The 17,538-nt window shown below is 59.8% G+C and carries 18 protein-coding genes; 6 read left to right on the top strand and 12 right to left on the bottom strand.

Features of this window, described 5'->3' with window-relative positions; all coding sequences use genetic code 11:
• The first annotated feature begins 1 nt into the window (after position 1).
• Positions 2 to 1,315, top strand: a complete 1,314-nt coding sequence (locus BM344_RS05440) for an ABC1 kinase family protein (protein WP_091986922.1) — start codon at positions 2 to 4, stop codon at positions 1,313 to 1,315.
• Between the two features lie 33 nt (positions 1,316 to 1,348).
• Here BM344_RS05440 and mscL read toward each other — a convergent pair whose 3' ends face one another.
• The 3 genes from mscL to BM344_RS05455 all read right to left on the bottom strand — a co-directional run bounded on the left by mscL (position 1,349) and on the right by BM344_RS05455 (position 3,932).
• A complete protein-coding gene (mscL, locus tag BM344_RS05445; RefSeq protein WP_091986925.1) occupies positions 1,349 to 1,753 on the bottom strand; it encodes a large-conductance mechanosensitive channel protein MscL in 405 nt (134 codons plus the stop codon).
• A 77-nt stretch (positions 1,754 to 1,830) separates the two neighbouring features.
• Complete coding sequence (locus BM344_RS05450; RefSeq protein WP_091986927.1) at positions 1,831 to 2,529, bottom strand: SIR2 family NAD-dependent protein deacylase; 699 nt, start codon at positions 2,527 to 2,529, stop codon at positions 1,831 to 1,833.
• Complete coding sequence (locus tag BM344_RS05455; RefSeq protein ID WP_091990832.1) at positions 2,529 to 3,932, bottom strand: FAD-binding oxidoreductase; 1,404 nt, start codon at positions 3,930 to 3,932, stop codon at positions 2,529 to 2,531. The genes BM344_RS05450 and BM344_RS05455 overlap by 1 nt, the downstream gene beginning before the upstream one ends.
• A gap of 190 nt (positions 3,933 to 4,122) precedes the next feature.
• Here BM344_RS05455 and serA point away from each other — a divergent pair, with 190 nt between their 5' ends.
• Positions 4,123 to 5,352, top strand: a complete 1,230-nt coding sequence (gene serA / locus BM344_RS05460; RefSeq protein ID WP_091986930.1) for a phosphoglycerate dehydrogenase — start codon at positions 4,123 to 4,125, stop codon at positions 5,350 to 5,352.
• Positions 5,353 to 5,421: 69 nt separating this feature from the next.
• Here the strand turns inward: serA and BM344_RS05465 are convergent, their stop codons facing one another.
• Positions 5,422 to 6,078, bottom strand: coding sequence for an OmpA family protein (locus tag BM344_RS05465; RefSeq protein ID WP_091986933.1), 657 nt, complete (start codon positions 6,076 to 6,078; stop codon positions 5,422 to 5,424).
• Positions 6,075 to 7,130, bottom strand: a complete 1,056-nt coding sequence (locus BM344_RS05470; protein WP_091986935.1) for an alpha/beta hydrolase — start codon at positions 7,128 to 7,130, stop codon at positions 6,075 to 6,077. The genes BM344_RS05465 and BM344_RS05470 overlap by 4 nt, the downstream gene beginning before the upstream one ends.
• Before the next feature lie 77 nt (positions 7,131 to 7,207).
• Between BM344_RS05470 and BM344_RS05475 the strand changes: the two genes are divergently transcribed.
• Positions 7,208 to 8,101, top strand: coding sequence for an alpha/beta hydrolase (locus tag BM344_RS05475; RefSeq protein ID WP_091986938.1), 894 nt, complete (start codon positions 7,208 to 7,210; stop codon positions 8,099 to 8,101).
• Here the strand turns inward: BM344_RS05475 and BM344_RS05480 are convergent.
• From BM344_RS05480 to BM344_RS05490, 3 genes are read right to left on the bottom strand one after another with little or no spacing between them, the layout of a single operon-like run.
• Positions 8,079 to 8,357: a GIY-YIG nuclease family protein gene (locus BM344_RS05480; RefSeq protein WP_091986941.1), complete on the bottom strand. Its 279-nt coding sequence runs from the start codon at positions 8,355 to 8,357 to the stop codon at positions 8,079 to 8,081. The two genes, BM344_RS05475 and BM344_RS05480, sit on opposite strands and share 23 nt — an antisense overlap.
• Positions 8,347 to 9,255 (bottom strand): DMT family transporter, encoded by a 909-nt coding sequence (locus BM344_RS05485; protein ID WP_091986943.1) that lies wholly within the window; start codon positions 9,253 to 9,255, stop codon positions 8,347 to 8,349. Before BM344_RS05485 ends, BM344_RS05480 begins: the two co-directional genes overlap by 11 nt.
• A 9-nt stretch (positions 9,256 to 9,264) precedes the next feature.
• A complete protein-coding gene (locus tag BM344_RS05490; protein WP_091986946.1) occupies positions 9,265 to 10,104 on the bottom strand; it encodes a 23S rRNA (adenine(2030)-N(6))-methyltransferase RlmJ in 840 nt (279 codons plus the stop codon).
• Positions 10,105 to 10,297: 193 nt separating this feature from the next.
• Between BM344_RS05490 and BM344_RS05495 the strand changes: the two genes are divergently transcribed.
• From BM344_RS05495 to BM344_RS17550, 3 genes are all read left to right on the top strand, one after another.
• Complete coding sequence (locus BM344_RS05495; protein WP_091986949.1) at positions 10,298 to 11,620, top strand: MFS transporter; 1,323 nt, start codon at positions 10,298 to 10,300, stop codon at positions 11,618 to 11,620.
• A gap of 170 nt (positions 11,621 to 11,790) precedes the next feature.
• Complete coding sequence (locus BM344_RS05500) at positions 11,791 to 12,084, top strand: DUF6316 family protein (RefSeq protein WP_139229627.1); 294 nt, start codon at positions 11,791 to 11,793, stop codon at positions 12,082 to 12,084.
• Entirely contained in the window at positions 12,081 to 12,218 is a 138-nt protein-coding gene (locus BM344_RS17550; RefSeq protein WP_167363214.1) for a hypothetical protein, read from the top strand. Before BM344_RS05500 ends, BM344_RS17550 begins: the two co-directional genes overlap by 4 nt.
• 73 nt (positions 12,219 to 12,291) lie before the next feature.
• Here the strand turns inward: BM344_RS17550 and BM344_RS05505 are convergent, their stop codons facing one another.
• From BM344_RS05505 to BM344_RS05520, 4 genes are all read right to left on the bottom strand, one after another.
• Positions 12,292 to 13,770 carry a thrombospondin type 3 repeat-containing protein gene (locus BM344_RS05505; RefSeq protein ID WP_091986955.1) on the bottom strand — a complete coding sequence of 493 codons (1,479 nt, stop codon included), beginning with the start codon at positions 13,768 to 13,770 and terminating at the stop codon, positions 12,292 to 12,294.
• A 5-nt stretch (positions 13,771 to 13,775) separates the two neighbouring features.
• Complete coding sequence (locus tag BM344_RS05510; RefSeq protein ID WP_167363215.1) at positions 13,776 to 14,804, bottom strand: OmpA family protein; 1,029 nt, start codon at positions 14,802 to 14,804, stop codon at positions 13,776 to 13,778.
• 450 nt (positions 14,805 to 15,254) lie between these two features.
• Positions 15,255 to 15,620 carry a DUF4870 family protein gene (locus tag BM344_RS05515; RefSeq protein WP_091986960.1) on the bottom strand — a complete coding sequence of 122 codons (366 nt, stop codon included), beginning with the start codon at positions 15,618 to 15,620 and terminating at the stop codon, positions 15,255 to 15,257.
• Between the two features lie 68 nt (positions 15,621 to 15,688).
• Positions 15,689 to 17,329 (bottom strand): methyl-accepting chemotaxis protein, encoded by a 1,641-nt coding sequence (locus BM344_RS05520; RefSeq protein ID WP_091986963.1) that lies wholly within the window; start codon positions 17,327 to 17,329, stop codon positions 15,689 to 15,691.
• Positions 17,330 to 17,538 lie beyond the last annotated feature (209 nt).

A 17,538-nucleotide genomic window follows, 5' to 3' on the forward strand; every position in this document is an offset into this window, starting at 1 on the left:
CATGGCAAAGAAACCGGTAACTTCCCGTCGTGGTCGCTTTTTCAAACTTGCAGGCATGACCGCCTCCGTGGCCGGTCAGTATGCCGGCCAGCGCGCGCGCAGGCTTTTTCGTTCGGAAAACGACGAGGGCGCCCAGAGCGAGAGCTACACCCGCATGGCCGGCCAGATTGCCGACACGCTCGGCGAGCTGAAAGGGGCCGTAATGAAGGTCGGCCAGATCGCCTCCCAGACCCAGGATTTCCTGCCGCGGGAGTTCTCTGAGGCCCTGGAAAAGCTTCAGAAAGAAGCGCCACCTATGCCCTTCGAGGTCATCGTCGAGCAGATTGAGACCGAGCTCGGCAAACCGGTGGGCGAACTGTTCGAATACCTGCAGGAAGCGCCCTACGCCGCGGCCTCCATTGGTCAGGTCCACCGGGCCCGGCTGCACGATGGCACCGATGTGATCGTGAAGGTCCAGTATCCGGGCGTGGACGAATCCTGCGATTCGGACCTCAAGCAACTGAGAATGGCCCTGAAGCTTGGCGGCCTGCTAAAGATGCCCAAGGAGTCGGTGGATCGCCTGTTTGCCGAGATTCGCGAACGCCTGAAGGAAGAACTCGACTATGAAAACGAAGCTCGCAACATCGAGCTGTTCCGTACTTTCCACGAACACCAGCCCTGGGTGCTGATTCCGTCAGTCATACCCGGGCACTCCACCCGCCGGGTGCTGACCATGGAACTGGTCGAAGGCGACCACGTCAGCAAAGTGACCCGGGACAGGTACGATCAGGACACCATCAACCGGATTGGCCAACGCATTTTTACCCTGATGGCCGATCAGCTGTTCCGGTTCCAGTGCATCCATGGCGATCCCCATGCTGGCAACTTTGCCTACCGGCCCGATGGCTCGATCATCATGTACGATTTCGGCTGCGTAAAAAAACTCAAGCCGGAGATTGTCGAAGCCTATCGCAATGCTCTAGTGGCCGCGCTGGATGAGGATTACCAGGCGCTTGACCGCTACCTGATCGATCTTGGCGCACGGGTTGGCAGCCAGCCGGCCGTGGATGAAGCTTACTACGCCATGTGGCGGGATATCCTGGTAGTGCCCTTTGAACACGACGAGCCGTACGACTTCGCCGAGGCGGACATCCACAAGCGGGTGGCGGAAAAAACCAGCACGGTGTTCAAGTACCTGGATTACTTCAAGCCGCCGGTGGAAAGCATCTTTATCGACCGCATGATTGCCGGTCATTACTGGATGCTCAAAAGACTGGGAGTGCAGGCGGCGTTCCGGAGTGAGCTGGAGCACTATCTTGAGACAACGTCGGGCTGATCTTGCTCAGCCCGACGCGCTTTGTCCCAACGATCAGGTTTTCTGTTTCAGCAGGTCCCTGATTTCCATCAAAAGCTGTTCCTGGGCCGAAGGCGCCGGTGGCGCTGCCGGGGTTTCTGCCTCCTTCTTGCGCATCATGTTCAGGGCCTTCACACCGATGAACACTGCGAACGCCACGATGACAAAATCCAGAACCGTCTGGATGAAGACGCCATAGCGCAGTGTAACCGCCGCAGCGCCTTCCTCGGCGGCCTTGAGGGTGACCACCAGGTTTGAAAAATCAACACCACCAACCAGCAGACCGATGGGTGGCATCAGAACATCGGCAACAAACGAAGACACAATCTTGCCGAACGCAACGCCAATGATGATACCCACGGCCATATCGACCACATTGCCCTTAACCGCAAATTCCTTGAATTCCTTTACGATGCTCATTAACGGCACTCCTTTGGATGTCCCACCTTTGGCCCTGCGGAACACAGAGGGCACGCCGTGACCGGCGTGATCTGATTCTAGTACAAGCTTCCGCCGGAGCCCATTCGGCCAGCCACCCACTCGCGGACGCCCTCGCAGGCGCCCTTGCGGATGACCCTGGCCCGGGAAACAGCGGCCGGCTCGCCAGGATCGATGACCGTAATCGGAACATCCATGTCCACTTCATGAACCAGTCCGGCTGCCGGATAGACCTGCAGTGAGGTGCCCACGATCAGCAGATCGTCGGCCGATCGCACAATGTCGGCGGCCTGCTCCAGCAGCGGAACCTCTTCACCGAACCAGACGATGTGGGGGCGAAGCTGGGCGCCCCAGTCGCAACAATCGCCGGGCTGAATGTCCCGGTAGCCGATGTCGTAGACCAGTTCGGGGTGCGCTGAACTCCGGGCCTTGGTCAATTCGCCGTGAAGATGAATGACGTTGCTGGACCCGCCACGTTCGTGGAGGTCGTCCACGTTCTGGGTGATCACCGTCACCCGGTAGCGCTTCTCCAGCTCTGCCAGCAGTTGGTGGGCCTGGTTGGGTTTTGCGGAGGCCAGTTGCCGGCGCCGATCATTGTAGAACCGCAGCACCAGGTCCTGGTTACGGGCGAAGGCCTCAGGGGTGGCCACATCGTAAACACTGTGCTTCTCCCACAGTCCGCCGTTGTCACGGAAGGTGGAGAGGCCGCTCTCGGCGCTGATGCCAGCGCCGGTCAGTACAACGATATGGCTCTGCATCAGTCAAAAATCTTTCCGGGATTCATGACGCCGTTCGGATCGAACACCTGCTTGATGCCACGCAGGTAGGCAATCTCGGCTTCACTGCGGGTGTACTGCAGGTACGGCTTCTTGGTCATACCCACGCCGTGCTCGGCAGACACGCTGCCCTGATAGCGCTCGACAATCTCGAACACCCACTTGTTCACCTGCTGGCACTTCTCGAAGAAATCCTCTTTGGCCATATCCTCGGGTTTGAGGATGTTCAGATGCAGATTGCCGTCGCCAATGTGGCCGAACCAGATGATTTCGAAATCCGGATAATGCTCAGTGACCACCTTGTCGATTTCCTGCAGGAAGCCGGGCACCTTGGAGACCACCACGGAAATGTCGTTCTTGTAGGGTGTGCGCGGGGCAATCGACTCGGAGATGCGCTCACGCAGCTGCCACAGGTTCTGGGCCTGGGTTTCGCTCTGGCTGATCACCCCATCAAGCACCCAGCCGTTCTCCACGCACTGCTCGAACAGGGCCATGGCATCGTCCATCACCTGGTCAGACACCGCCTCGAACTCCAGCAGCGCGTAGTATGGCGCCTCGGTCTCGAACGGCGCCTGCACCTGGCCGTGGGCCAGAACATGCCCCATGGCCTGATGGGAGAAAAACTCATAAGCGGTGAGGTCGATCTTCTTCTGGAAGGTCTGCAACACATCCATGGTATTGGTGAGGTCATTCAGGCCCAGCACCAGCACAGTGAGGTTGTCCGGTTTGCGCGAGAGCTTCATGGTAGCTTCGGTAATAAAACCCAGAGTGCCCTCTGCGCCGATAAACAGGTGACGCAGGTCGTAGCCGGTGTTGTTCTTTTCCAGATCCTTGTTCAGATCCAGGATATCACCCTTGCCGGTGACCACCTTGAGACCGGCAACCCAGTCCCTGCTCATGCCGTAACGGATAACCTTGATGCCACCGGCATTGGTGGACAGGTTGCCACCCAGCTGGCTGGAGCCGGCAGAGGCGAAATCCACAGGGTAATACAGGCCGTTGTCTTCGGCGAAGTTCTGTAGCTGTTCGGTTACCACGCCCGCCTGGCAGCGTACGGTGCGATCGCTGGCGCTGAACTCCAGGATCTGGTTCATGTTGTCGAACGCCACCACCACCTCGCCGTTGGCGGCCACCGCGCCAGCACTCAGACCGGTCCGACCGCCAGAGGGCACCAGCGCCACCTGATTTTCATTGGCAAACTTCACCAGCGCCTGAACCTGCTCGGTGGTCTTGGGCAGGGCAATGGCCAGCGGTTTGGGTGGGTAGATTTTCGTCCAGTCCTTGCCATAGGTGTCCAGATCGGCCGGATCGGTCAGCACTTTACCAGGGGCATCGCCGGCGGCCATCAGGTCTTTGAGAGAAGCAATGATCTGTTCGGAATTCATGGATGTGTGGGTCTCGTCAGGTTTGGGCCGGGGCGACATGCAACCGCCATCACAGACAGTTGATTCAGGCAAACCGGCGCGCTGTGAAAATCTGCGTTTATGGTATCATACCGCCCCTGTTCTGTGAGCCAGCCCTGACGATCACTGGCCACGGGTCATTTCACGTGACGAAAGGTTCGGAAGCAAGCCCATGTCAAATACGTCTCTTGAAAAGAGCAAAATCCGGATCCTGCTGCTGGAAGGCGTGCATCAATCTGCCATTGATACCCTGAACGCTGCGGGCTACACCAATATCGAGTATCTGACTCATTCGCTGGCCGAGGAAGACCTGATCGAGAAGATTGCCGATGCGCACTTCGTCGGTATTCGCTCCCGCACCCAGCTGACCGAGAAAGTATTTGAAGCCGCCAACAAGCTGGTGGCCGTGGGCTGCTTCTGCATTGGCACCAACCAGGTTGACCTGCAGGCCGCCACCCGCCGTGGCATTGCCGTCTTCAACGCGCCCTTCTCCAATACCCGCTCGGTGGCGGAACTGGTACTGGCCCAGGCCATCCTGCTGCTGCGTGGCGTGCCTGAGAAAAACGCCAAGGCCCATCGGGGCGAGTGGCTGAAGTCCGCCAAGGACAGCTACGAGATCCGCGGCAAGAAACTGGGCATCATCGGCTATGGCAACATCGGCACCCAGTTCAGCGTACTGGCCGAAGGGCTGGGCATGGACGTGTACTTCTACGACGTGGTGTCCAAGCTGCCTATCGGTAACGCCACCCAGGTGGGCACGCTGCAGGAGTTGCTGAACATTGCGGATGTAGTGAGCCTGCATGTGCCGGAAACACCGGCCACCAAGTACATGTTCAAGGCCGAGCAGTTCGCCCAGATGAAGCCAGGCAGCATCCTGATGAACGCCTCCCGGGGCACTGTGGTAGACATCGACGCACTGGCCGATTCCCTGCGCAGTGGCAAGCTGCTGGGCGCCGCCATCGACGTGTTCCCGGTCGAGCCCAAGTCCAACGACGAGGAGTTCGTCTCCCCGCTGCGCGAGTTCGACAACGTGATCCTGACCCCGCACGTGGGCGGCTCCACCATTGAGGCCCAGGAAAACATCGGTCGCGAAGTGGCGGAAAAGCTGGCCATGTACAGCGACAACGGCACCTCGGTCTCGTCCGTCAACTTCCCGGAGGTGGCTCTGCCCTCGCACCCGAACCAGCACCGCTTGCTGCACATCCACGAGAACGTGCCGGGCGTGATGTCCGAGATCAACCAGGTGTTCTCGGAAAACGGCATCAACGTATGCGGCCAGTACCTGCAGACCAAGGAAGACATTGGCTATGTGGTGGTGGACGTCGACAAGGCCTACGGCGAGCTGGCACTGGAAAAGCTGCGCCAGGTGAAAGGCACGATTCGGTGTCGCGTTCTGTTCTGATACCGCCTGTCGCCAGGCACAAAAAAACCGGAGCATGGCTCCGGTTTTTTTGTGCCTGACAGCGCCGTTTTACTGCATCGGCACCAGGGTCAGCTCTACCCGACGGTTCTGCTCTCGGCCGGCTGCGGTGTCGTTGGACGCGATGGGATAGCGCTCACCGTAGCCCACGGCCCGGGTGCGCTTGGGTTCGATACCCTGATTGAGCAGGAAATCACGGACCGAGTTCGCGCGCTGCTCGCTCAGCAGCTGGTTATAGCTGTCAGAGCCGGAGCTGTCGGTGTGACCCTCGATCTGGATGATGGTCTTGTCGTACTCCTTCAGCACCAGCGCCACGGACTCCAGGGTGTCCATGAATGATGGCTGAATGGACGACTGGTTCAGGTCGAAGGTGATGTTGCCCGGCATGACCAGCTCAATCTGGTCGCCATTGCGCACCACCCGCACGCCGGTGCCCTCAAGCTTGCGCCGCAGCTCCGCTTCCTGCTTGTCCATGTAGTAGCCGATGCCACCACCGATCGCGGCGCCGCCGGCCGCGCCAATAAGCGCGCCCTTGCCCCGGTCACTCTTGCTGGAAGTGGCTGCACCGATAGCTGCACCGCCGATAGCGCCGATGATGCTGCCTTTGGTTGCATTCGAGGTTTTCTCCTCGCCGGTGTAGGGGTCGTAGGTCATACAGCCGCCGAGACCGACCGTTGCCACTGCAAACGCAAGTATTGTCTTTTTCACAGTTTTCTCCCGTGCCTTGTGCTTCCCGGACGACGCTGAACCTGGGTACCAGTATCGCTTGCCGGGTTGGTGAATGTATCAATAATGGTATTGAATACGGTTGCCTGCAAATCCTGGGCTTCATTTACAAGATGATGACGCCCGTCGGGGATTCTCAGTTCCTCCACCGAGGAAAATTTATTCCGGATAATTCTCAGGTTGTGCTGCCAGTCGACCGTCAGGTCCTTTTCACCCTGCACAACGGTTACCGGAAAATCGACTGGCCGCGCCGACTCGATGTGCGGCACCCACTTGCGAAGAGCGGTTACCCAGTCGACATGAACCGCCCTTGCCTGCAGCGGATCGTGCTCCCGCAGGAACCGAAGGAACCGCGTGTTACCGCTGTTATCGGCGAACACACGGCGCCACCGGGAAATGAACGGCCGCATCATGCTGTGCAGTACCTTGGCGCTGACCCAGCCCATGGGGCGGATCAGCGGCGCCAGCAGAACGACTTTCTGAAAGTCCGAGGTCTGCTGGTTGTGCTGGTTGGACAGCAGGTAATCAATCAGTATGGCGCCTCCGGTGCTCTGACCTACCGCAAACCAGGGTTCCCGAATCCGCCCACGGACGGTGGCCATGACATCCGCCAGCACGCCCTGGTACTCCAGGAAGCTGCCAATGGCCGCTGGCGTGCCACTGGACAGGCCGTGGCCCGGCTGATCGTAGGCCAGCACATCAAAGCCCGCCCCCAGGCACCGATCAATCAACTGGGTGTAAAGCCCCACATGGTCGAAATAACCGTGGAGAATGAACACCGTACCCCGTTGCGGTTGCGAATCGGGAAGACGGAAATAATGAACCATCACTTCATGGCCACCGGCCTTGGCGTAACCCTGGTGGTAATTCACACCAGGGTGCTCAACCCAGAGGTCGAGGCCATAGAAACGGCAGTATTCCACCATTTCGGCGCTGAGCTCCCGTGGACGGTCCGGATCAAACGGCTCCAACCGCTCCAGGAGTGAGTGTCTGTCCCAATCCGGTATTTCTATGGTATCCGTTTTCCAGTACACGTAGAGTTAAACGCCTGTTATGAATGAGTTCCTGAATTCGGCCTTCAATCCTAACCCATAGCGGAGTAAAGACACAGATGTTGCAGCAGCTTCTGGAGACGGCCCTGCGCCAGACCATGAATCGCCTGGTCCGGCCGATGCTCCACCCGGCCATTCCGGTGCCGGTTCAGAGAAGAATCATCCGCCAGGCCTATCGCAGCTCGTTCCCGCCCCGTGGCGCCAGGTTCGAGGAAACCACGCTGGCTACGGTACCCGCCACCCGTGCCACCTTTGGTTCCGACTCCCGGGGCGCCGTGCTCTACCTGCATGGCGGCGGTTACATCATCGGCTCCTCCGCAACCCATCGTGGCATTACCGGCCATCTCGCCAAAACCAGTGGCTGTACGGTACTGACACCGGACTACCGGCTGGCGCCTGAGCACCCATTTCCCGCCGCACTGGACGACGCCGAAGCCTGCTGGCTGGCGTTGCTTGAGGCGGGCTTCAGGCCCGAGCAGATCGCCGTTGCGGGGGATTCCGCCGGTGGCGGCCTGGCTCTGGCCCTGGCCATGCGACTGCGTGACCGTGGGCAGCCGCTGCCCTCGTCCCTGACGGTGTTCTCGCCCTGGGTCGACCTGACCCAGGAGCATCTCTATGCGCCGGAACGGGAACCGGTACTGCAGGCGGCGTGGACCTCAAAGGCCGCCAGACTCTATGCCGGTGACACACCGCTGAGCCATCCACTGGTATCGCCAATCTTCGGGGATCTGGGAGACCTGCCACCGATGCTGATCCAGGCCGGAAGCGAGGAAATCCTGCTGAACGACGCCGAGCGCCTCGCCCGGAAGGCTGCCGAAGCTGATGGGGACTTGCGGCTGGAGGTGTATAACAGCCTGTGGCACGTGTTTCAGGTGCACAGTGGTCAACTGGATCGGGCCACCGCGGCCATGTCCCGCGCCGGCGAGCACATCAGACGTCATCTGGCAGACTGAATTCACCCCGGGCCAGGGCTTCCTTGCGCGCCCTGGGCCACTGTTTGATCTGCCACTCCAGTCTGGACGCCCGGCTCCGGTCCCCGGCTGGAGCTCTGAACACCAGCTCCAGCGGGCCTTTGCCCCACAGACTGCGGGCGCCCCTGGGGGCGCCCGCCTGGTGCTCACCGAACCGCCGCTCGACATCCGTGGTAATGCCGGTGTAGAGCGCGCCCTGGGCTGTCCGCACCATGTAGACGAACCACTCACCCGCCATCAACCAGCGCCTCTTCCCTGGCCTTGACCCTGCGCTGTTGCAGCCACAACCCGGCCATGATCAATACCAGCCCGATGTAGGTGGAATAAAGAATGTGCTCGCCCAGGATGAAGTAGATAAACACCAGTGACAGGAAGGGCGAAATAAAAATCAGGTTGCTCACCTTGGAGGTGTTCTCCGCCTTTTTCATGGCGTAGGACCAGAGCACAAAGGCAATGCCCATCTCGAACACCCCCACGTAAAGCGCTGCCGCCAGAGAGGTCCCGAGTGCAAAGTCCAGCCCCTCGGTCCACCAGCAGATCACCGCGATGACCGGCAGGCCAAACAGGAAATTCAGGAACAGCCCCACCACAGGGTCCCGGGTATCGCGGGTGGCAATGATCCAGTAGGAAGCCCAGATGACCGTGCTGCCCAGTGCCAGGGAAACCCCGATGGGGTCCTCGAAGCTCAGCGAGGTAACCGCGCCTCGAGTGGCGATCACCACCACACCGGCATAGCACACAAGCCCCGCAATGATATCGAGCCGCCGCAGCCGCTGACCCAGAAAGGGCACGGACAGATAGGCCAGCACCAGGGCCCAGGTGTAATTGAGCGGCTGCGCCTCCTGGGCCGGCAACCGGTCAAAGGCGCCGAACAGGAAAAAATAGTAGAGGCAGGGATTGATCAGGCCCATGCCGATGGATTGGACGTATTGCTGCCTGCTCAGCGAGAACACCAGATGCCAACGCCCCTGCAGCATCAGGATAATGGCCATGACCAGGACGGAGGCGGCCACGGCAATCAACAGCATCTGCACCGGCGCCAGGTCCCTCAGGGCCAGCTTGAAGGCGGTGGCAACCGTGGACCACAGCAACACCGTACCAAGGCCATAGAGCATGGCCTGTTTCTGATTCTTCATCTCGGCCTCCTATTCCGGTACCAGCCAGTCCATGTGATGGGAAAGATTCAGCACCTGATCCCCGGCCACGTCATTGAGCATGGCAGTGAAGCGAGTGTCAAAGCCCCAGGGCGGATTGACAACCAGCAGGCCCGAACCTGTCATGCCCCGCTCCGGCGGCTTGCGCAGGCGGACCTCGGATGTCAGGACCTTGTGTACACCGCCGGTCTTCACAGCCGATGTCAGTGCCTCGTGGGCACCACTGGCCAGGATCGGGTACCAGATCAGGTACACGCCATGGCGACACTTCTGCCAGGCTTTCTCCAGGGTCCTTGCCACTTCCTGGTACTCGGTCTTGACCTCATAGGAAGGATCGATCAGCACCAGCAAGCGCGGCTGTCGTGGCGGCAGGTGCCGCAGCAGACCCGCGAGCCCATCCTGGCGGATCACCCGGAGACGCCCGGAGCCTGCCCACTGCGCGAGATGCTCGCCTTCGGCCGGATGCAACTCGAACGCGGTCAGGTCGTCCTGGGGGCGTAAACATTGCCGGAACCAGGCCGGAGAGCCAGGGTAGTTCACCAGACCGTCCTGGCCCTGGTTACACTGGGCCAGGATGTCCAGCAACGGCTGCCAGTCCGGTGATGTCAGGCTCGCGCGGGCCTGCCACACTCTCTGGATACCCGAGTCTGCCTCGGCAGTCTTCCGTGCCCGCTCACTGTGCAGGTCGTACAGGGCACTGCCGGCGTGGGTATCAAAGCAGGCAATCCCGGAGGCTTTTGACTGCATCATCGAAAGGACCAGACTCAGGGCCCCGTGTTTCTGGACATCGGCAAAGTTTCCGGCATGGAAGCCGTGAAGGTAACTCAGCATGGCGTACTCCCTGATTGCCCGGGTATTAGGCCCGATCTACCCTGCGCGGGGCAAGGGGCTTATTCGGCCGCCGCCACTTGGCACCTGGCGACCGTGCTGCTCTGGTCCAATCCGGAAGGCGCCACGTAAGCTGCATTTAAGGTTACCCTTTCGTATTGGTATTCTTGCGCATTTCTCACTGGAGGAACCGGGCTTGCCGGCAGCAAACGAAGCAAAAAAGGAAACCATCGACCGCTTATACAGCCTCATAGCCAACGAGGAGGATGCGCGCGTATGCAAGGACATCCCGGAGGAGGCCTGCCGAGAGGTGCCGCGCAACTTTTTCCTGATCCTCGCAAGCAACGTGCTGACCAAACTGGGTGACCTGCTGATCAGTCCAAAAACCGTTCTGGCCTGGTTGATGAGTGCCATCGGAGCCCCAGCGCTGGTGGCCTGGCTGGTTCCGATTCGTGAATCCGGCTCGCTGGTGCCGCAGATGGTGATTGCGGCCTGGGTACGCCAGAAGGCGGTGCGCAAGTGGTTCTGGACGCTGGGCAGCTTCGGCCAGGCTGTGAGTGTTGTCGGCATGGCCGCAAGCGTCTGGTTTCTGGAAAGCTACCCGGCAGGCTACGGCATTATCGCTTCGCTGGTGCTGTTTTCCCTGGCACGAGGCTTCTGTTCCGTGTCCATGAAAGACGTGCAGGGAAAATGCATTCCAAAGACCCGTCGCGGCCGGCTTTCCGGCCTCGCCTCAACCATCGGCGGCAGCGCCACGGTGGTACTTACGGCCCTGTTGTTCTGGGAGCGCGGCGACCCGGGGGTCGCATTCTACACCCTGCTCCTGCTTCTGGCGGCTGCACTGTGGGTAATTGCCGGCCTTCTGTTTGCCAATGTGGAAGAATACGACGGCGAGACCGGCGGCGGTGGCAATGCCATTACCGAAGCTTTTCGCAGCCTGTCATTGCTGCGGGATGACGTCCCCTTCCGCAACTTCGTGATCACTCGGGCGTTGCTACTCTGCTCAGCGCTGGCCGCCCCCTACTTTGTGGTACTCGCCCAGCAGGAAACGGACATCGGCTGGATGCTGGGTGTGTTCCTGCTGGCCAGCAGCCTTGCCAGTTCGCTAAGCGCCAGCTTCTGGGGCTGGGCGGCCGACACCTCTTCGCGCCGGGTGATGATACGCGGCGCGGCCATGTCCAGCGGGGTGTGCCTGCTGGTGGCCACGGTTGCCCTGATTACCGGGCCCGATATTGGCAGTGTGTGGTTCTACCCGATCGCCTTTTTTGTACTCAGTATTGCCCATGCCGGCGTGCGGCTCGGTCGGAAAACCTATCTGGTGGATATGGCCGGCGGCAACAAGCGCACCGATTACACGGCGGTGAGCAACACGGTGATCGGGTTTCTGCTCCTGGCCACCGGAGGCCTCACCGCGCTTGTCTCAATGGTTTCCGAGGTGGCTGTCATACTGGTTCTGGGGCTCATGGGGCTTGCCGGGATGTTCAGTGCCGTTCGCCTCAAAGAGGTGACCGGCGACTGATCGGATACGCCGAACTGTCGGTAGAAAAGACAGCACCTGAAAAAAGCGGATTATCTGAAAAAAAGAAGGAACCTTTTTGCCGACTCTTCCGTTGCTACCGTAAGGATGCTTTGCAGCAGTTCACAGGGACGTGTCCACTGAACGGTCGTTTCTTTATCAAGGGCAGATCCATGCGTGCAGAAACCAGAGCAGTCGCGAAACAGCAGGAAGGTCGTCTGGTACGAACGGTACTGGGATGGTATGTCAAAACCCGGGAACAGATGGATCTGGGGCCTTTCGCCTCCAGGCAGGAGGCGGCCCACGCCCTGCAGAGACACATCCGGCTCTATCGCGGGCTGAACCCACGAACAGGTCCGGCAACTGCCCGGATGCACATCCACGATGCCGAAACCTGCCAGCGATCCAACTGTTGCGACTGCCTGGAAGCAAAAGAACTGGGTCTGTCGATGGCGGTGGCCTCGTGAACGGTCTGCGGCCCACCAGTCAGCGGGATAATGCCGAAGACGTGGTACTGCTGGCCCCCGGTATTAAGCTGATGCTCGCCTCCCTCCTCTGTCTTCTGGGCGTCTCCGCGCTCACCTACGTCAGCTACCTTTGATTCGTCTTGAACGACACAGGGCCGCGGATGCGGCCCTGTGTCGTTTGCGGTTGAAATGACAGGCGGTTCTGCGTCAGTCAACCGCCAGGTCTGTCTTGCTGGCACACACTGCCTGAACGTTTACCTCGTTAAGGAGCGACAGAAGCGAGGGCGCAAACTCGATAACCACCGAGTCGAAGCGCTTCTCGGTCTGAAACACCAGGAAGCTGGTTGAGGTACCGCCCAGCACGCCGGACGCCCCCAGCAAATCCAGATCCAGCAGCCCTTCGCCGGTACTTTCCTCCTGAATAACGCCGTTCAGGCTGGTTCGCACGATCAGGTCGCCACCGAGCAGATCTGCCTGCAACACCTGAGGACTCTCATTGAAGGCAATGCCCAGAGCATTGGCGCCAGGGTAGGCAAAGCCGGTTGTGGCGGCCACTTTAAGCCGGCTGGTCGATAATCCGAGCAGGTCGGTGTTCTGCAGAGTCGCGGTGTTTGTGAGGTCACCGTCAACCACATTCGCCGGATCCTGCACCTCGCAAATCAATCCCAACCCCAGGAGGCAACCGGACAGGTCTTTCGAGGCTTCAGCCTTGATATCGGTATCGCTGGCCAGCATGGGCGTGAATGGCTGACCCTCTACACCGCACGCGTATTCATTGTCGTTCACCAGATCGCAGACGTCGCCAATGCCGTCGCCATCGGTATCCGCCTGGTCCGGATTCACCACCAGCGGGCAGTTGTCCAGCGGCTGGCCCAGGGCATTGTCATCGGCAATTCCGTCGCCGTCGGTGTCGGCATCACAGGCATTGCCCTCGCCGTCATTATCCAGATCTTCCTGACCCGGGTTTGCGATGCTCGGGCAATTGTCGGCGCCATCGGGCAGTCCGTCACCGTCTGAATCGGTCTCGCAGGCATCGCCCACGCCGTTGCCATCGGCATCGGCCTGGTCGGGGTTGGCAAACAGTGGGCAATTATCGCCACCGTCCGAGGCCGCAAGCGACTCAAAGGAGCCATCGCCTTTATCCGTCTTGTCATTAATGCCATCTCCGTCGGTGTCGGTGTCGCAGGCATTGCCCACCTGATCACCGTCAAAATCGGCCTGGCCGTCATTGGGCACGAGCGGGCAGTTGTCACCACCACTGGCAACGCTCTTCACCGAGAATGAGCCATCACTGTTGGCAATCTTGTCAGCCACTCCGTCGCCGTCGGCGTCGGTGTCACAGGCGTCGCCGGTCAGATCAGCATCCCTGTTTCGCTGGCTCGGGTTGGCGATGGTCGGACAGTTATCCGAGCCGTTCAGCACTCCATCTCCATCGATATCAGAGGAGCCGCCAACCGACTTGTCGCAGGCATCGTCTATGCCATCGGCATCAGCGTCGTTACCCGAATTGGCAACTGACGGGCAGGAATCCTCATTATCCGGGATACCGTCCCCGTCCTGGTCAAACAACGGGTTTGCGGGCCCGAAGGCTTCTGTGACCAGGGCGCTGTCGGAGCGACACCCGGCCAGACCCAGCAATGCAATAAAGACCACTAACATCATTGTTTTCATTGTTTTGGTTTCCATGGCGATTACTCCGCTTCTGAATCCTGGATCACGTTGAATTCAACGCGACGATTGCGTTCCCTTCCCTCTTCCGAGCTGTTGCTCCTGACAGGCCTGGACTCGCCATACCCGTTGGCAACCAGCCGCTCTGGTGCTATACCGGAATCAATCAGGTGATTCCGGACGGCATCGGCGCGCTTCTGCGAAAGCTGCTGGTTGTAGTTGGCAGAGCCGACACTGTCGGTGTGGCCTGCGAGCTCGACACGGAGGTCCGGCTGTCCACGCAGGGCGTCGGCGGTTTTGGCGAGAATGTCCTTGGCGTTGGCCGTCAGACGATCGGAATTGAATTCGAAGGAAACCCCCGACAGCACCACGCTTTGCTTCCGGTCAGTCTCGACACAGCCAACGGCGTTGACCTGGAGCCCTTCCAGGGTGTTCGGACACTGGTCGACGCCATCGACAACGCCGTCGGAATCGGAATCGGCCATTCCCACCAGCTTCTCTTTTTCAATCACCACCGGTTTCTCGATGTACCGGATTTTTTCCACTACTTGGGAACGAGTGGTGCCGATGGGCAGCGTAATGCCGGCAGCGAGGTGAACGTCCGAAAGACCGTCGTCGAAGGTGTCGTACACGTAGCGCACTTCCGCGCGCAGCCTCAGACCGGAATCCGTGATCGCCGATGTCAGCACACCAAGGCCCAGGTTGCCGTAGCCGCCGAATTCACTGTCGGAATGGTTGGCCACATCGTTACGGGAAACACCCGCCCCGATCAGGCCGAAGGGTGTGAAGGTGCGCTCGCCGGGCAAGCGATAGCTGAAGTCGACGCCGGCACCCTGCTGGTAGTAGTCGGTCAGACCAGTGCGGCCCGCCTCGATAACACCGGAAAACAGGGTGGGCTCCAGCCACCAGGACTCGCTCAGCCGCTTGCCGTAGGTGGCGCGGAAGGCCGTGCCGTACTTGTCAGTGCGCTGGCTATCGGGCTCGATGTAAACGCCCATGAGCGAGAGGTCGCTGCGTGCCTGCCGGGTCTCGGCTGCGGCGCCGCCCGCCAACCCCGTTAAACTGCACCCCGCGACCAAGCAGGAAAGTAATAAGGTCTTTGGCCATCTTGTTTTGTAATTCATTCCCTTTTGCCCCTTTAAAGTCTTGTTCCACGTCTCGACAGGACGTGCTCGCGATAGTCAGGGAAAAGTCCGAAGGGGCACGATGGCCTGAATTACATAGGGGTAATGTCAGATTGATCAGAGAAGCAGGCCACCCTCAGAGTCGCCTTGAAAATTTTTCGGATTTACAGAGATTTACAGACTGATACAAAAAAGGAAGGGGAGCAGGCGCGGGTAACTGTCATAACAGGCCAAGGTGTTTTTTTTACAGGGTTTTACAAGGCGGACGGCCTCTTTCCACCTTGCATCAATCCAATCAACCACATTGATACGACCCACCAGGCGCCATCGGCACTCGAGCGGCGAGAGAGGATTGCGTAGGAAGGCATGGCCCCCAGATCAGGAAGGCGCCTTGCCATCATTCAGGGCCAGCGCTCCTTTGACAATGCGGTAGATAATCCAGATCGAGATACCGAGCAGGATGAACCAGCCAATGATCAGCGGCGTGGTGACAATGCCGATGACGGTCCACAACAGACCGATCCAGAAGGTCCGGATCTGCCAGCGGAAATGCCGCTCGACCCAGGTGTTGCGAACGTCGTCGAGCTTGACGTAGTTGATAATCACGCCAACCAGGCCGGTCACACCGCCCACGAAGAATGACAGGGCCTGGAGGATGTAGACGACAACGGCCAGGTTCCGGGCCGGATCTGTACGGCGGGACGCCGGATCCGAATCGGCGGGAATGTACTCCGGTTCAGTCAAGGCATAGCTCCTCTGTAACGGTCACAGAAAGTCTACCATAGCCCTGGCGAACCGGATTGACGGCCGCGTCAGTGATTGTCCGGACGGTAGCCCAGGCGGAAGCCGCCCCAGTGCTTACCGTTCACAAAGATGGGAACCGACAGATCGTGCATGATCTCTCCAGTGTCCCTGCGATAGGTCTGCAGCAACATCGTTTCCTTGTGGGTACCACAGCGGATACCGGTGCGGTCGTTGAACAGGCGCTTGCTGCGGCTTTTCACCAGATCCACCTCCGGATTGCCGGTTGGAGCGTGGGCAAAATCCCGGTTGTGGGTGGGAACATAGCCGTCGGGCGCGCAGGCAATGGCAAACACGATTGCCTCATGGGCATTCTTGACCTGCTCCTGAACAGCCGGCAGGTACTGATCGGTAAACTGATCGAAACTGCTCGCGTATTTCTGCGGCTGGGTATTGGCGATCGGCTTGCGCTCCCGGTCAAACAGCGCACTCTCGGAGAGCTTGCCGTCCCGGATTGCCTGCTCAAACAGCTGGCCGATCTGCTCGGCGCCCGTGCGGGCGTGATCGTAGAAAATACGGTGATAGCTGGCGTCACTGTTCAGCGCAAACGAGGCGTTGGCTTTTTCCGCCAGTTCCATCAGCGTTGCCGCCTGCTCCGCCAGCGCCGAGACGCTGCTATCGCTTTCCGATATCTGGTCTCGCACGGTCTCGATGGCTGAAAACACCTGGGCCAGACTCTGCTCGTTGTTCTGGTCAATTTCGGCGATGCGGGCGACCTGTTGCTGCACCCGGTCGGACTGCTCGCTGATCTGCTCAAGGCGACCACCCACGCTCTCCACCGAAGCCAGCCCCTGCTCAATGCTCTGGGCCAGTTCCTCGATCCGGGAAACAATCAACGTGGTATCGGAGCGGATTTCCTCGAGGGTTTCGGCCACCTCGCCGGTGGCCTGGGCCGTGCGCCCGGCCAGTTGCCGAACCTCGTCCGCCACCACCGCAAAGCCCCGCCCCTGGTCGCCGGCGCGAGCGGCCTCAATGGCGGCGTTCAACGCCAGGAGGTTGGTTTGCTCGGCGATACCCTGGATGGTGGTGGTTACACCCTGAATCCGGTTGGATTTTTCATTCAGTTCCTGGATCAGTCGCAGGTTCTCACCAGACTGCTCGTGCACGGCGCGCACACTGCTGATGGCCGACATCAGCGCATCGTGGCCTTCGGTACTCACCTGTTTGTTCTGCAGGGCCATGGTGGCAGCATCGGCGGCCTGCTCCGAGGACTCCCGCACCGTCTCAGTAATCTGGCCTGCGTAGTCGGCCATCTGGGCGGTTTCCTCCACCTGCCGATCCAGCCGCAGCTTGAGCTGATCCGCTGCAAACGACACCTGGGCCGCGGAAATAGCGTTCCGATCGGCACTGCCTGCCAGGGTTTCCACCAGCGCGCGACCAGCCCTGGCATCCGCCAGCAATTGGGCGCACTGATCGTACAGCGGATGATTTTCCGCCAGCGAGCCATCATTCAGGGCATGAAGGCCCCGCTCCGTCGGTTCCAGAACGCGGACAATCAGGAATCCTGCTGCCACGGCCAGTCCTACGAGCAGGCCGATCAACACCGATACCGGTTCCAGACCTACCATGGGCGCCCCCACCGCACAGACGACCGCCACGACAATCGCAATCGCCACCCCCCAAAGAATCGACCTACGATCCAACAATCCCATAGCAACCTCTTATTTATAATTGCTTTTATAAGCATCTTTTATTTAAGGCCATTGCGGAGACTAAAGAATTGATGTGAGTTAATAACTCATACTTTAGTGTATTTAACACAGGTATCGGCAGGGAAAAGTATTTCTGAAACAAAAAGCCGCAAACCCGACGCACTCTGTAACCAGAAGCGCCAGGTTTGCGGTCTGTCAGTTGCCGCGGG

The organism is Marinobacter gudaonensis, from assembly GCF_900115175.1.
Taxonomy (GTDB): domain Bacteria; phylum Pseudomonadota; class Gammaproteobacteria; order Pseudomonadales; family Oleiphilaceae; genus Marinobacter; species Marinobacter gudaonensis.